The 15,924-nt window shown below is 38.3% G+C and carries 9 protein-coding genes; 6 read left to right on the plus strand and 3 right to left on the minus strand.

All coding sequences use genetic code 11. The annotated features are described in order from the left end of the window. Nucleotides 1–8: 8 nt before the first annotated feature. On the plus strand, nt 9–2,663 hold the full coding sequence (locus tag G9371_RS02520) for a sensor histidine kinase (RefSeq protein ID WP_029424691.1): 2,655 nt from the start codon (nt 9–11) through the stop codon (nt 2,661–2,663). A gap of 11 nt (nt 2,664–2,674) precedes the next feature. Then, nucleotides 2,675–3,391, plus strand: coding sequence for a response regulator (locus tag G9371_RS02525; RefSeq protein WP_000625751.1), 717 nt, complete (start codon nt 2,675–2,677; stop codon nt 3,389–3,391). 77 nt (nt 3,392–3,468) lie between these two features. Here the strand turns inward: G9371_RS02525 and G9371_RS02530 are convergent, their stop codons facing one another. After that, nucleotides 3,469–4,890, minus strand: a complete 1,422-nt coding sequence (locus G9371_RS02530) for a glutamine synthetase family protein (protein ID WP_029424692.1) — start codon at nt 4,888–4,890, stop codon at nt 3,469–3,471. Nucleotides 4,891–5,297: 407 nt separating this feature from the next. Between G9371_RS02530 and G9371_RS02535 the strand changes: the two genes are divergently transcribed. Further along, entirely contained in the window at nt 5,298–5,846 is a 549-nt protein-coding gene (locus G9371_RS02535; protein WP_029424693.1) for a DUF2799 domain-containing protein, read from the plus strand. A 46-nt stretch (nt 5,847–5,892) separates the two neighbouring features. Here the strand turns inward: G9371_RS02535 and coq7 are convergent, their stop codons facing one another. Together coq7 and G9371_RS02545 are read right to left on the minus strand one after the other, a co-directional pair. Further along, a complete protein-coding gene (gene coq7, locus G9371_RS02540; protein WP_029424694.1) occupies nt 5,893–6,528 on the minus strand; it encodes a 2-polyprenyl-3-methyl-6-methoxy-1,4-benzoquinone monooxygenase in 636 nt (211 codons plus the stop codon). Nucleotides 6,529–6,531: 3 nt separating this feature from the next. Further along, nucleotides 6,532–7,854, minus strand: a complete 1,323-nt coding sequence (locus tag G9371_RS02545) for an MFS transporter (RefSeq protein WP_004840827.1) — start codon at nt 7,852–7,854, stop codon at nt 6,532–6,534. Nucleotides 7,855–8,019: 165 nt separating this feature from the next. Between G9371_RS02545 and G9371_RS02550 the strand changes: the two genes are divergently transcribed. From G9371_RS02550 to G9371_RS02560, 3 genes are all read left to right on the plus strand, one after another. Continuing rightward, the gene (locus G9371_RS02550; RefSeq protein ID WP_001139444.1) at nt 8,020–10,740 is read left to right on the plus strand and encodes an autotransporter assembly complex protein TamA; all 2,721 of its coding nucleotides are present in this window, start codon (nt 8,020–8,022) and stop codon (nt 10,738–10,740) included. A gap of 26 nt (nt 10,741–10,766) precedes the next feature. Further along, on the plus strand, nt 10,767–15,272 hold the full coding sequence (locus G9371_RS02555; RefSeq protein WP_165471250.1) for a translocation/assembly module TamB domain-containing protein: 4,506 nt from the start codon (nt 10,767–10,769) through the stop codon (nt 15,270–15,272). A 142-nt stretch (nt 15,273–15,414) separates the two neighbouring features. Then, nucleotides 15,415–15,777 carry a hypothetical protein gene (locus G9371_RS02560; RefSeq protein WP_001985446.1) on the plus strand — a complete coding sequence of 121 codons (363 nt, stop codon included), beginning with the start codon at nt 15,415–15,417 and terminating at the stop codon, nt 15,775–15,777. Nucleotides 15,778–15,924: the final 147 nt, after the last annotated feature.

Below are 15,924 nucleotides of genomic sequence, written 5' to 3' on the forward strand. Positions count from 1 at the left end.
GATATCAAGTGCAAAGCAATCGCGAAAATCAGGCTGAGGCCTTATTAAATCATGTTAATAGATATCAAGCCGGTCGACTAACGGTCTTTCTTGGTGCGGCACCAGGTGTAGGAAAAACCTATGCCATGCTCGCCCGTGCTAAAGAACTATTTCAACAGGGCACAGACGTTGTGGTGGGTATTGTTGAAACCCACGGAAGAATTGAAACTCTAAAAATTTTGGAAGGGTTGCCTCAAATTGCTAGAAAGGAAATGCAATATCAGGGGCATACTTTAGAAGAAATGGACTTGGATGCTATTTTACTTAGGCATCCGCAAATCGTTTTAGTTGATGAACTGGCTCATCGCAACGTCCCAAATAGTCGCCATGAACGACGTTGGCAAGACGTCAATGAATTGCTAGACGCAGGTATTGATGTATTCACCACTATAAATATTCAACATTTAGAAAGCTTAAATGATGTGGTGTACCAGATTACGGGAATCCGAGTAAATGAAACGGTACCAGATCGGGTATTTGACCGTATTCGAGACATTCGCTTAATAGATTTACCCGTCAGTGAGCTTATTGAAAGGCTCCATCAAGGAAAAGTCTATGTGCCAGAGCAAGCAAATCTGGCATTACAAGGCTTTTTTAGCATTTCAAATTTAACGGCATTACGTGAACTGGCAATGCAATGCGTTGCTGAGCATGTCGATTCAGACTTAAAAGAGAGTTATGCCTCAAAGGGTTTGAAATCTATCTCGCTGCAAAATGAATTGATGATTGCGATCGATGGGCAAGGCTCTTCTGAATATTTAGTACGGGCAGGCTGCCGTTTAGCAGAACGTAATGGTGCTACTTGGACTGTAGTGAATGTCGCTAGAAGTTTGGACTTTGGGCAGAGTTCAGGGAATTCTTATAAAAAAGAATATATCGAGATTGACCGTGCGTTTGAGTTGGCTCGACAACTAGGTGGTCGAACTGAAGTTTTATATGGGCCGCGAGTTGCATCAGTGTTAATGGATGCCGCCGTTGATCGAGGTATTTCCAATCTGGTGATTGGTAAAAGTATTTCACCGTGGTGGTTAAAGTTATTTAAGAAAAATTTAGCTCAGCAATTATTAAATCAAGAAAACTCGATTGCTTTAACCATTTTGCACCCAGAACAGGGCACTAAAAAGATTAATCAGCTCGAAAAACCTTCATTTTTATCATTAAAAGAAAGTGTTTTTGTTTTAGCTGTTACATGCGCAAGTATTTTTATAGCTCACTTCGCAGAAGTTCTATTTGGTATTGAAGACTTCTCTGTCATTTTTATTATTTCTGTTTTAATTGTTGCAACGAAAACCCGAATGCTCGCTGCAGTAGTGGCAGCCTTAATATGTTTTTTGGCCTATAATTTTTTCTTTATTGCCCCGCGTTATACCTTTCAGATTTCAGCACACCAAGGGGTGGTCACCGTTGTTGCTTTTTTTGCAGCAGCTTTAATTGCTGGCCGTTTGGCTTCTCAGTTACGCCAGCAAGTTTTATCTTTAAAAGCTGCGAATGCCTACACTACGGTAATGCAAGACTTAGCACGTAAGCTTTCTAGCGCAGTAAACCTTGAAGAAGTCATGCAAACAGGACGTATGACTTTAGAAACACAACTTCAAACTAAAGTGTGGATTTCTATTCGAGATAAGGTAATTTCATCTGATATTGAGCTAAATGATAAAGAAAAAGTAGCCGCAGAATGGTGTTTGAAACACAAGCAGCCATGTGGGCGTTTTACCGATACTTTGAGTCAGTCAAACTGGTGGTTTTTACCTCTTTTAGAACAAAAAAATAGCTTAGGTATTGTGGGAATTTACTTTAAGGATGAAGTGGTTTCCTTAAATTTTGAGCAAAAGAAATTGACTGAAAGTGTAATTGAGTACATTGCGCAAGCAGTACTTCGAACCCAATTGGTGAATGAACTTGAACAAGCAAAAGTCACCAGTGAAACAGAGCGCTTACGTTCTGCTTTATTATCTTCGGTATCGCATGATTTACGCTCACCACTCGCTTCTATCATTGGCGCAGCAGACACACTTGCCAATTTTAAAGCTGAAATGACAGAACAAGACCAACAAGATCTGCTTGAAACAATTCATTTAGAAGGTGAGCGCTTAGACCGTTATATTCAAAACTTGCTTGATATGACCCGTTTGGGACACGAAGGTCTAACTTTAAAAAGGGACTGGATTGGGGTGGATGAATTAATTGGTTCGGCAACCCGCCGTTTAAAGCGTTATAAACCAGATACGCAAGTGGTCGTTCAGTTACCTGAGCAACCGATTAGTTTGTATGTTCACCCAGCACTGGTAGAGCAAGCTATTTTTAATGTTTTAGAAAATGCGGCAAACTTTTCAACTCCAGATGAGCCAGTCATGATCCGTACTCATCTTTTGTCAGAAGATGAAGTAAAAATAGAAATTGAAGATAAAGGTGTAGGAATCCCTGAAGACGAAAGACATCGCATTTTCGATATGTTTTATACTATGGAGCGTGGAGACCGTGGAAAATTCGGTACAGGTTTAGGGCTTACAATCGTAAAAGCGATTATTGGTGCTCATATGGGTACAATAGAAGCATTTTCGGGGCGCCAAAATAAAGGTACTTTAATTCAAATCAAATTACCCCTTCATCCAGTAAAAGAATAAGTTGTAAATTCATGATAAGTTCAGAAACATCACCTGTAGAAACACGTATTGTGATTATTGATGATGAGCCTCAAATCCGTAAATTTCTAGACATTGCTTTAAGAACTCAAAAATACAAAACCACGCTCTGCGAAACGGGTTACAAAGGCCTAGAGACTTTGGCAACCCAAGGAGCTGATTTGGTAATTCTAGACTTAGGCTTACCCGATTTAGATGGAAAAGAAGTGCTTCAAGAATTACGTAGCTGGTCGAATGTTCCCGTTATTGTGTTATCTGTACGTGCTGATGAATATGAAAAAGTTGCTTTGCTCGATGCTGGCGCAAATGATTACATGACCAAGCCTTTTAGTGTGCAAGAGCTTCTGGCACGCATACGTGTCATTCTAAGAAATCAACCGATTCAGCAAGAAGCTCATGTGTATGACGATGGCTATCTTAAAGTCGATATTACGCAACGTTTAGTTTGGGTCGAGCAACAGCCAATTACTTTAACTCGAAAAGAGTTTCAACTTTTGACGCTCTTAATGCGCTATCAAGGGCAGCTTTTAACACAGCCACAGCTCTTAAAAGAGCTATGGGGACCCACCCATCAGGAAGATACGCACTATTTACGTATTTTGGTGGGTAAATTGCGCAGTAAGTTGGGGGATAACGCGATTCAGCCACGTTATATTGCTACTGAACCAGGTGTTGGGTTACGTTTTTTAGCTAAACAGAAAAATCATTAATTAGATGTAAAAAAACCTTAGGGTATTTCTCCCTAAGGGTTTGCAAAGTGGTTTATAGTTTTTTTGCTCTTTTTATTTTATATATCCCAATGTTGTTCTGCTTCAGTCATTTGACTGTAAATATTTTGATATTCAGCCTGTTTAACCGTGTACCAATGTTCTACAAAGTCTGCCCCTAAATACCCTTTTAAAATAAGACTTCCTTTAAATATTTTTAAGGCCTCTGGTTGGTTGTTAGCTAATAAAATGTGCTCGTCTGGAAATTTTAAAAGATGTGCAGGTTTTGGCAGTGGTAACTTATGAGATAAGCCATAAGACGCGCCCGCTAAAATAGTCGCTGTTACCAAATAGGGATTACAGTCCGCTCCAGCAACACGATACTCTAAGCGTTGATTTTGTACGTCTGAGCATGGAATTCGGATTGCAACATTTCGGTTGTTAGTATCCCAATTAGCTTCTAATGGCACGTGATGACCAATTTTAAAACGTCTATAAGAATTAATATTAGGCGCTAAAATCGCCATAGATGCAGGCATTAACTCAATTAGGCCACTAATCGCGCTCAATAATTTGGCTGAAAGCTCATCTTTTTCTTCTGAGCTAAATATATTTTGATGGTATTGATTCAGCATGCTCATATGAAAATGCATGCCACTACCAGCCTTTGCCAAGTTTGGTTTCGCCATGAAACAAGCGGTTAAGTCATGCTTTCTTGCGACTTGTTTTACAATTCTTTTTAAAGCATTAATTTGATCGCAGAGTTTTAAAATGTCATGGCTGTGTTGAAGATTTAATTCGTATTGTCCAGGGGATGATTCCGCAACAATTGCGGTAATTTCAATTGATTGTAGTAAGGCTGCTTTCTCAACTTCATCTAGGACTTGCTGATAGTTATTTGGCGCATCTATATCAAAACATTGGTTTTCTGAACATGTCTCGAATTGATGATGAGGTGAGAAAAGGTAAAACTCTAGCTCGGCAGCCATGACAGGGAAATAATTATTAGCATGTAACTGATTTAATAATTTTTTTAATATATTACGTGGTTCATAGCGACAGTCAGAACCATCTTCTTCTTGCATTGATAGGTAAAGCTGAGCATTTAATTCTGGGGATAAGGCACTGGGTTGCAAGCTGCCTAAAATGGGCAGGCAAAGTCTATCTGGTTCACCAATATATTTTCCCAGACCTGTTTCTTCAATCACTTTCCCATCAAGGCTCATGGCATAAACAGAAAGAGGAAAATAACATCCATTCGATAGATTTTTCAGACTCTTAACGTCAATACGTTTGCCACGAATATGCCCGTTTAAGTCATGTAGACAAATATCAATGTGCTGAGTGTGTGGATATAAACTTAAATATTCTTCAACTTCTTTTAAAAAAAGCTCTGAGTTGAACGTATGAATTTGCGTTTGTGGAATAAAATCATCTGATATTTTAAATGCTTTAAAGTGAGAGTCTTTTAAGTTTAAACTTGGGTAAATAAGCGTACTCATTATAAAAAACCTTGGTGGTTATTTAGCTAAAATCCTACCTTAGCCTTTGAAGTTAATCTCGTAAAAAAAGAGTAAAAAGACAAAGGGTTTTTTATAAATAATTTTGGATTTTTATTTTAATAATTAAAAAGTTAATTGGTGCTTTTATGATAAGTCTTTAAGTAAAATTAACGTATAAGGGCCATCAAAGAGTTGTCTGATCGTTCATGATTTCGCTTTTAAAAATTAAACATAATTAAGAATTGTGATCCTTAAATTTGGTGAGATGGTCAAACTGCTTTAAACTTAAAATCTTATCCAGTTAAACATTTATGTATAAATCTTGAATTGAACAAGGCTTATATAGCACATGTACTGGAATTTTATTTTTTGCGTTTTTTTAATTTTTATTTTTGAGTTCTCTTAATATGAAAAATATCGGTTTAGCCATTTTAGCAATCAGTCTTTCAGGTTGTGCTGCAATGAGCGTAGAAGAATGTAAGACTGCGAATTGGTCATTAGTGGGTGAGAAAGATGGTTCAAAGGGGGCTTCGCCACGTTTAGATCAATATTATAAAGCGTGTGGAAAAGCCAATATTGTTCCAGATCAAAAGTCATATGAACGTGGGTATAAAGAGGGCTTAGGGTATTATTGCCAACCATCAAATATTTTTTATAACGCTTTAGAGGGTAACGGCAATATTAATGTATGCCCAGTTGAGCAGCGTAATCGTTTAAGACCTTATTATCGAGCAGCTTCCGATTACTACAATGCAAAAGCTGAATATGATCGTTATGACGAAAAGTTTAAGCAATATTCTGACAGTGCTTACAACGAAAAATTAAAGCCAGAAGAGCGTGAACGTTATCGTAAGCTTTTAAGAGAATTACAAATTGATCGTGACCGTATTAACAGAAACTATTGGAACTCAATTCGAGATATCGAACGTTTCAAATATGATCACGGCTTAAAATAATATTTTAAAAAAGGATTGATCTGAATGAGGTCAATCCTTTGTTTTTTTAAAGATAATAACTAGTTTTTGTCATTAACTTTGAAATAGCAGTCATACTGATTTTTACTGCATAAGGTAATTCAACACCGCCTGCTTCAAGTGCAGTATGACGATGGTGCAACTCATCCTCATTCATTTGCTCTAGAATTTTGCGCGAGCGTTCATCTTGAGCAGGTAATTGGTTTAAATGGTCTTGCAAATGCATGCTTACCTGACGCTCAGTTTCAGCAACAAAACCTAAGCTATATTTATCACCAGCTATACCCGCAAGAGCGCCCATACCATATGAAAGGCCATACCAGATAGGATTTAACAAACTTGTATGACTGTTTAATTCTTTTAAACGATCTTCACACCAAGCTAAATGATCTTGTTCTTCAATCGCTGCCTGTTGCATTTCGCGGCGTACATTTGGCAATTTCGCTGTCAATGCTTGCCCATGATAAAGTGCTTGAGCACACACTTCACCACTATGGTTAACACGCATTAAACCTGCAACATGGCGAGCATCTTCTACACCAAGTTTTGCTTCTACTGTTTCAGCTGGATTTTGGCGCTGTGCTGCTGTGGCACCTGGAACAAGACTACGTAATGCTTGATCAAAAGAGTTAATAAGTTGATCAATTCCAGTATAGTGGCGCATAAATTAGTCCTCCAAAGAAAGATGTGCTGTGGCAAGCATTGGTTTTAGTCGGGCAAGAAGCCATATACTAAAGATTGCACTAAGTACAGCTGTAATAATAAATAGTATTTTAATATCAATTTTTAAAACACTTAAGATTAAGATTGAGAAAATTGCAGAAGAAACCATAAAAACGGCATTTAAGATGTTATTTGCTGCAACCACTCGGGCACGATGTGAGCGTGGTGAGTAAGCCTGCATCATGGCATACAAAGGAACTATATAAAAACCGCCACTAATACCCAATAAAGTCACAGCAATCATGACATGGTAGTAAGCCCAGCCTTGGGTAAAAACATCTTTTAAAGTCAGTAATGCTCCAGTTCTTTCAGGTACAAAAGCCAGACTGGCTGCAAGGTAGAGCGCAAAAACAGTAAGGCCAACTGCACCGATTGGCACCATTTTAATATTAATTTCTGAACCACCAATTTTGCGGCAAAGAAGAGAACCCACACCAATACCGACTGAAAAGAAAGTGAGTAATAGGCTAACCACATTTTCCGATGCATGAAGGTTTTGTTGAGTCAACTGCGGAATTTGGGTTAAATAAGTCGCTCCATAAAACCAGTACCATGAGTTACCTAACAAAATTGTAAACACTAACGGTAAGCTTTTGGCATATTTGATAGTTTGAAAGCTTGTACGAACAAAGTTCCAGTCAATATCTAAATCAGGTGCGGCAACTTTTTGTGGCAAGATGAAACGGCTGAATAAATAGCCTATGCAAGCAATCGCTACTACAGTAATACTAATCCACAATAAGTTTCCATCTGATGATGCAATTACGGCACCACCCAAGATCATTCCGAATAAGATGGCCATGGATGTACCAGACTGAAACAGGGCATTGCCAGACATGAGTTCATGTGGTTTTAAGATTTCTGGCAAAATGGCATATTTAATAGGACCAAAGAAAGTCGAATGTGTGCCCATCAAAAATAGGGCTAAAAGAAGCAACCATAAATGCCCCAATAAAAAACCGGCAGAACCGATGAGCATAATAATGATTTCTAAAATTTTTATGCCACGGACAAGTTGTGAGCGTTCATACTTATCAGCAATTTGTCCGGCAGTTGCTGAAAAAAAGAAATATGGCAAAATAAACAACAATGCTGCTAAATTATTGAGTGTGCTTACTGGTGCAGATTGTTGCTGAATCCAACCATAAGTAATGACTAACAATAAAGCTTGCTTATAAACATTGTCATTTAATGCGCCAAAAAACTGGGTAAAAAACATCGGTACAAACCGACGTGATGTCATCAGGGATTCATCTTGTTTCATCATGTGCAAGCTTCATTGAGTTTTATAAAAAAATGTGACGGAGTGTTAATTTGCATCTAAAACCATGTATGATATTTTTAACGCTTGATTAAATGAAAAATCAATGGTTTTGAGTGAGTTTTGTCCTCATATTGGTGCGTTTATTAAAAAATAAGTTTAGAGTTTTTCATGCCTTCTAAAATTAAGTTTAAACAGTCAACTCTTTCTCACTCTATGCATTTAATCTTAAAAATGCAGAGTATACCTAAACTTATTTGTAGCAGCTTATTATTAAGTTTATGTGTTACTCCTTGTTATGCTCAAAGTTCGGCTGAGACCGTTACACCAGAAGCAAACCAGACGGTAACAGATTCATTGGTACAACAAACTAATACAAATAACCCAAGTGATGTTCCAATTACCGATGTCGCTACTCTTGTAACTCAAGCACAGCAACAACAAGATAGCTTGGCTATATTGCAACAACAAGAACAATTTCCGAATCAGATTGAAGAATTTAAGCCAATTACGCTTGATAATCTTGAAGACTTACCGGTTATGCCTGTTGACCAGAATATGGCAAATGAAATTTATCGGGTAGCAGAAGAGGCAAAAAACGAGGCTCAAAACTTCCAAAATGGTACGCAAAAACAACCAGAAATGGTGGTGAATGACGCATCACAAGCAGAATTACATGAAATTAATCAGGCCCCTGTAAATATTGACCAGCTCATGCATGAGATTCAATCTGATAGTAAGATTGTGGTTGAAGCCAATGAAACAGGAAAAACTTTACCTGAGCTTACTGCTGCCGTTGAAGAGCCACCCGAAGAAAAAGGTTTCTTTAGACGTATATTCAATAAAATCCGTCCACCTCGGGTAATTCCAATGGAGCAGATACCCCGTATTACTGCTGAGGTTACGGGTGCGCCAGATGATTTAGCTAAAAATATCAAAGGTAAATTATCTACATTTACCCAAGAATCATTTGAAGATTTTAATGCAGCGCTACCGCAACTTAGGAGCTTAAGTAATCAGGCTGCTCAAGCTGTAGGTTATTACAATGCCGAGTTTCGTTTTGAAAAGTTAAGTGCCAGTCGCGTACGCGTTAATGTAACGCCAAATGAACCAGTACGGATTAATGAACAAAACATTGAATTTACTGGTGCTGGTGCAAAACAGCCACAATTTCAGGTCATTCGTTTAGTTCCTGACCAAGATGTAGGTGATATTTTTAATCATGGTCTTTACGAAACCACAAAAAGCCGAATTGTCGATGCTGCATCGGATAATGGTTATTTTGATGCGTATTGGCGTTTACATGACGTAAAAGTGAGCCAACCTGAAAATAAAGCGGATATTAACCTCAAGTATGAGACGGGTGAGCGTTATAAGCTTGGTAAGGTTGAGTTTCGCATGAGCGATCCATCAAAACCATTACCTTTAAATATGAATATTCTTGAAAGCATGGCACCGTGGAAAGAGGGTGATGACTATGCTTTTTGGCGTGTAAATGTTTTAGCAAATAACCTGACTAACTCACGTTATTTTAACTATACCTTGGTCGATTCAATTAAACCCGACCCAATTGAAAAACCACTTGAGTTACCACCCGATTTACAAGCGTTGGTCGATCAGCAGAATGTTGATATTGACGAATCGAAGCTGCTTCCTTTAGAGCAACAACAACTTGCCAAAGCACGCCAGTTGGCTTCCTCAAGTAAAGAAGTAACACAAAATGTGGTAGATGAAAAACAATTTGCCGGAACTGAAAGTGTACAAGCCGCACCTGCATCTTTAAAAGCTGCAACTGTACAACATGAAGAACAAGAGTCTGAACAAGACCGTTTACAGGCTCAAGCTCGGGAAGAAAAACGTATACCAGTGATAGTGACGTTAAATGCCGATAAACTAAATAGTCTGGAAACAGGTATTGGTTATGGTACCGACACTGGCGCCCGTTTACGTAGTCAATATAGACGTTCGATTGTAAATAAATACGGTCATTCATTTGACGCAAACTTGGAGCTTTCCCAAATTCGTCAATCTATAGATGGGCGCTATAGTATTCCTTATAAACATCCATTAAATGATTACTTTAATATTGTGGGTGGTTACGAGCGTGAGACGAGGGATGATATTGGTCCGGATGTAAGCTTACTTACAGAATCGGCAGTTTTAGGGGGTGAGCGAGTTATTAAAAAACCACTCGGAAACTGGCAACATACTATTGGGGTACGTTATCGTCTCGACCGCCTAACTCAAAAGGGGAATGTGGATATCTCTGAGCTACCAGATGCATTTAAAACTGCTGCATCAGAGCAAGAAGCATTATTATTTAGTTATGAGACCTCTAAAACTTCAAGTAATACACGCTTAAACCCGACCAAAGCTTTTAAACAAACTTATAAATTAGAATTAGGTAGTGAAAGTTTACTTTCAGATGCCAATATGGCGATTGCAACTGCGGGTTGGAGATTTATTTATTCTTTAGGTGAAAATGATGACCATCAGTTTGTTGGGCGGTCCGATTTTAGTTATATTTTTACCGATGAGTTTGATAAAGTTCCATACAATTTAAGATTCTTTACTGGTGGTGACCAGACAATTCGTGGTTTTGATTATAAAAGTCTTTCACCAGAAGATAATGGATATAAGATTGGTGGACAGGCTTTAGCGGTAGGCTCTTTAGAATATAACTATCAATTCAAAGAGGGTTGGCGAGCAGCTGTTTTTTCTGATTTTGGTAATGCTTACGATAAGAGTTTTAGTAATCCGACGGCCTATAGTGTGGGTGTTGGTATTCGTTGGAAGTCCCCAATTGGACCAATTCGTTTAGACGTGGCTTCTGGTATTTCTGATGATAACCATCCGATTCGTTTGCATTTCTTTATTGGTCCACAACTTTAAAAATAAAATTTTATTAGGTTTATTTTATGGCGGAAGTAGAACAGCAGCCCACTTCGGCACCTAGCTCTCCTAAGAATCGACGTATTTTGCGTAGCTTCTTGCTGACAATCTTGATCATACTTTTATTACTTGTTGCTTCCATCATTATTATGATGTCGACTGACCGTGGAAGCCGTTTTTTATTAGATCGTGTTTTACAAGCTCAGCAAGTCATTAAATATGAATATGAGGGGGGTAATTTACTCAGGGGAATTATTCTTAAAAATATTATTGTTCAGTTAAAAGAAGTTGACGTTACTTTAGATAGAGCTGATGTCCGTTTAGGGTGGCGTTCTTTAATATTAGAAAAAGAAGTGCATTTGAGCAATGCAGATGTCCGTAACCTAGTTATTATTAACAAAGCGCCGCCATCGGATAAGCCATTTGAGTTTAAACCCATTAAATTACCATTTGTGCTTCGTGTAGATGTTGGAGATGTTGATCATTTAGAAATTAAAAATTCAGGTTCTGTCGTAAATTTCCATGACGTTCATCTAAATGATGCTTTGTGGTCAGAGACAAAACTGAAATTTGAAAATTCAAGTATGGATATGGGGTATCTTTCTGTTCATAACGCAACAGGAAATATGGACTTTAGCGGCAAATACCCACTGAATGCGACTGCAGATTTAAGAATTCCTTCTTTAAAAAGTTTAAACATCCAAAATATTAAGGTGGCAGCGCGGGGTAGTTTAGATACCTTGCAAGCCGGTGTAGCAACGACAACACCAGATTTATTAACAGGTTGGGTTGTTTTACATCCTGTTCGTCATGAAGTGCCTATGCAAGGTGCATTGTTACTCAAAAATTATCACTTGCCTTTACTGGTTGAGCAAAAATTATTTGCTAAAAACGGTGTAATTAAATTTCAGGGTGATGTTAAGCAACTCAACTTAGCGCTTGAGACAGATTTAAAAGGGGAGAATTTACCTGAAGGCCAGTACAACGCCTTAATGAATACTGATCTGGTTCATCAGTTGAATATTACTGATTTTAACGGGCAGGTCATGAAGGGTGCAGTTAATCTTAAAGGATTAGTGAACTGGAAAGATCATGTCACTTGGGACATCAAAGGTCGTCTAGATCATGTTAATCCTAAAGACAAAGCTATTCCTCAGGTTGTTCAGGATTTCTTACCGCCAAGTTTAGATGCAGCCGTTTCTTCAACTGGCTCTTTGGAAAAAGGTACGGAAGTATTTGCCAATGTAGACTTTGACCGCTATGAATCTTGGAAACTTAAACTAAACCAAGCACCTGAAAAGAATAAGAAGCCACAACCTATGTTTATGAATGTGGCTTGGGCAAATATAGATCGTGCTATGCCATATATAGGTTGGTTAAGTAGTGATAGTGGTCAAGTTGATTTGACTTTGCGAGACGGTCAGCAAGATATTAAAGTTTCGACAAAAGTATATCAGCATGAACAGACCTTATTACCGGCTGGACAATATTTAGCAACTTTGAATGTTAAAGATAATATTCTTAATGTTCCTAGTTTTAGTTTTGCGGCTCAAAAGGGTAGCCTCACAGGTCAGGCCAAAGTCTTATTACCAAGTGAAAAACGTCAGCTGGCATGGAATGCATTATTAAATGCAAAAGACTTTAATCCACAAAGTATACATACAGCGGCGCCAGTTAACTTGCTCAACGGATCAATTAAAGCCAGCGGTTTTGCAAAGCCAAATCAACAAATTATTCAGCTTGAAAAAATTGATTTAAAAGGTCGCTTGGCTCAAGCAGGTCAAGAAATGGTTGCGCTAGCTGGAAAAAGTACAGCAGCTTTATTATTTAATGATGTTAAAGCTGGTGGCGGTTTTAAAGGCTTTGCGGTCAATTATGACGGATCTTTAAAAGCGCTTAATCAAGCCAATGGACTATTAAAGTTTTCTATTGCAGGCACCCCAGAATTTATCCGAATTAGTCAGTTACAACATGATGGTGTTGCTGGGAAAATCTATGCGACTGGGTCATTAAATTTAAAAGACCGTATTGCTTGGGATATTAATAGCTCGTTAGTACGCTTTAAACCTCAATATTTTGCCTCTAGTGTAAAAGGTGAAATTTCAGGAAATGTAAAAACACAAGGCATCTGGTCTGACAAGTTAAAGCGTATTGATATTCAACAATTGAACCTTGCGGGTTATTTGAATAATAAGCCAGTCAGAGGTAAAGGTAACTTATCCATACTTATGGATTCGAACCAAAAAGGCTTTTTACCTCAGCAATTTGAAGCAAATAATCTATTTTTAGTTTATGCGCAAAACCAGTTGCAGGCGACTGGTAATGCACAGAATTTAAAAATTAAGCTGAATGCACCTGCGCTTTATGAGTTGTATCCGGGTTTAAGTGGGCGTGCATATGGAGACTTGAGTGTCCAATCTCAACCGCGTTTGAAAGCTACGGCGAATATTGCAGTTGATAATTTTGCATTTAATACATTAGTCAGTATTAAAAAACTTCGTATCCAGGGTGAATTGCCTACTTCCGAAACAACACCAACTCAGTTAACAGCAAAATTAGACAATTTACGTAGTGGTAGCCGTCAAATCCAGTCTGCTGAGGTGAATTTAACAGGAACAAGAAAAGCACATTTATTAAAAGTGCAAGGAAATAATAATGTTTCTAAATTCTATGTTCAGTTAGCAGGTGGATTTAATGCGAAGAATGATTGGTTAGGGCAAATTCAAAAAGGAAGTTTTGATTCACGCCGGATTCGTCTAGCACAAAATCAAAATGCACCAGTTGTTTTCTCATCGGCACGTTCTGAATTATATGTTGGACAACATTGCTGGCAAAGTACAAATAGCCAGTTGTGTCTTGACCAGCCTGTGCGTGTGAGTAAAGCGCAAGGCAATATTTCATTTGTTACTCAGAATCTAGATTTAGGCGATTTTGCTGCGTTCATGCCGGAAGGTTTGGCTATGACTGGTCAACTTAATGGTTATGCTAAAGCTTCTTGGGTAAATGGTGGGCATCCTAAGCTTGATGCACGCTTAGTGACAAGAAAAGGTGAACTGGGCTTAGCAGCGGAAGACCCGCAAGATCCACCGACTACTTTGGCTTATGATGAACTGAGTGTAATTGCGAAAAGTATTTCAGAAGGCTTATTGTTCCGTGTCGATGTAAAAACACCTGATATTGGTACCGGATATGCGAATGTTATTATTAATCCATACCAATCATCTATGCCGATGCATGGAGAGGTAGCTTTTAACGATGTACAGTTAAAAGTGTTAAAACCATTCATTCAAGATGTACGTTCAATGAGTGGTACCTTAGCCTTAGCTGGCAAAGTGAATGGTACTTTGACCCAGCCACAGTTTACGGGCGAAATGCGTTTGAAAAACGGGGCGATCAGTATGATTTCCCTGCCGGTTAATTTAACCAATGTACAGGTGTATTCATCTATTCGTCAGGACATGGCAACAATTGATGGTGCATTCAATAGTGGACAAGGTGTAGGGTTACTTAAAGGTAGTTTTGACTGGAAAAATGCACCGCGTCTACAGTTAAACTTAAAAGGTGATAACTTACTTGTACGTCAAGCTCCATTAATTACGGCCATTGCAAATCCGAATTTGACACTTGATATGTATCCTTTTGATAAGCGTTTAAGCTTGAAAGGATCAGTAGATGTTCCTCGTGCACGTATTTCAATGCCTGAAACAACTGCACCAGTGGTTAACACATCTTCAGATGTTCGTATTGTTCGCCAAGGTCAGGACCCACTTGCAATTTTACGTGCGGCAAAACCGTGGGATATCCGTGCAGATATCTCGGTAAATATTGGCAATCAAGTCATCTTCCAAGGCTTTAACAGTAATATTCCTTTAGTGGGGCGTTTGAATTTAACCCAACGCGGTTATGAAACAGCAATGCGAGCAATGGGTGCTATTGGTGTAAGTCAAAAAGTGAAAATTGAGGCCTATGGTCAAAGCCTAGATTTAAACCGTGCAATTGCCCGTTTTAATGGCCCATTGGCAAACCCGACGTTAGATATTGATGCGAATAAAAATGTTCAGGGTAGTATGGTTGGGGTTCGTGTCACTGGTACTGCTTCATCACCAAACATTCAAGTTTATAATGATGCAGGCCTTTCTGAACAAGAGGCATTAAATGCACTCGTGACAGGGCGTATTAATGAAGGTGCCAGTGGTTTAAGTAATGCAGAAGGCTTTAAATCTGATGTGAACAATACAATTGCTGCTGCCGGTATTAGTATGGGCTTGGGTGGTACTCGTGCTTTAACGAATCAAATTGGACGTACTTTTGGTTTGAGTGGTCTTGCATTAGATGCTCAAGGTACAGGAGATGATACTCAAGTAAGTTTAACTGGGTACATTACACCTGATTTATTTATTCGTTATGGTGTGGGTGTGTTTACTCCAGTCAATAAACTGACGTTGCGTTATCAAATGAACCGCCGTTTGTATTTGGAAGCAAGTCAATCTTTAGAACGAGCAATAGATTTATTCTACAATTGGCGATTCTAAACACTTTAAGAACACTAAAAACCGAGATGAAAACATCTCGGTTTTTTATTGAATGTTGGGCAAAAATAAAGACATATAAGTAGAATTTTTGCAAAGTCTGTCAGATTCAGTATGATGTGGGCAGCATAGTCTGTGTAGAGTAATGATGAAAAAAGTTTTATTTGTTTTAATGGGCATGTTATTAGTCGGCTGTACAGAAAAAAAGCCTTTAACACCTGAAGAGCAATGGCATGGCTATTGTACAAGTGTGGGAAATGCAGCAAGAAGTATTCTGTTTGACCGTCAGCAAGCAATTGAGAAGTCTCAAGCTATTGAGCATGCTAATAAAATTGAAGACGAAATTACGAAAAAATTCATCTTTAATATTATTGAAAAAGTTTACGCCATTCCACAAGAAGAATTAAAAACGAATCCAGAAGCCTTACAAGAAAAGATTAGAAAACAAATGACAGATGAGTGTTTGGTTACCCCACATGACAAAATGCCAAACTACAAAAAATTCTAAGTGTATAAGACATCGTCAAACACTCCACTAAGGTGGAGTGTTCTTTTAACTTAAAATACCGCATGATAAATCCATCATTAAGATCATTATTTATACACGGGTATTTAGTTACAAAATAATGGGCATCACGGAGAAACACCCCGCGCT

This window comes from Acinetobacter sp. EKM10A, assembly GCF_011075215.1.
Lineage (GTDB): Bacteria > Pseudomonadota > Gammaproteobacteria > Pseudomonadales > Moraxellaceae > Acinetobacter > Acinetobacter baumannii.

Excerpts from the sequence above, each read along its gene's own strand:
- G9371_RS02555 (WP_165471250.1), top strand. The coding sequence starts at position 10,767 with ATGGCGGAAGTAGAACAGCAGCCCACTTCGGCACCTAGCTCTCCTAAG.
- G9371_RS02560 (WP_001985446.1), top strand. The coding sequence starts at position 15,415 with ATGATGAAAAAAGTTTTATTTGTTTTAATGGGCATGTTATTAGTCGGC.
- G9371_RS02545 (WP_004840827.1), bottom strand. The coding sequence starts at position 7,854 with ATGATGAAACAAGATGAATCCCTGATGACATCACGTCGGTTTGTACCG.
- coq7 (WP_029424694.1), bottom strand. The coding sequence starts at position 6,528 with ATGCGCCACTATACTGGAATTGATCAACTTATTAACTCTTTTGATCAA.
- G9371_RS02550 (WP_001139444.1), top strand. The coding sequence starts at position 8,020 with ATGCCTTCTAAAATTAAGTTTAAACAGTCAACTCTTTCTCACTCTATG.
- G9371_RS02530 (WP_029424692.1), bottom strand. The coding sequence starts at position 4,890 with ATGAGTACGCTTATTTACCCAAGTTTAAACTTAAAAGACTCTCACTTT.
- G9371_RS02525 (WP_000625751.1), top strand. The coding sequence starts at position 2,675 with ATGATAAGTTCAGAAACATCACCTGTAGAAACACGTATTGTGATTATT.
- G9371_RS02535 (WP_029424693.1), top strand. The coding sequence starts at position 5,298 with ATGAAAAATATCGGTTTAGCCATTTTAGCAATCAGTCTTTCAGGTTGT.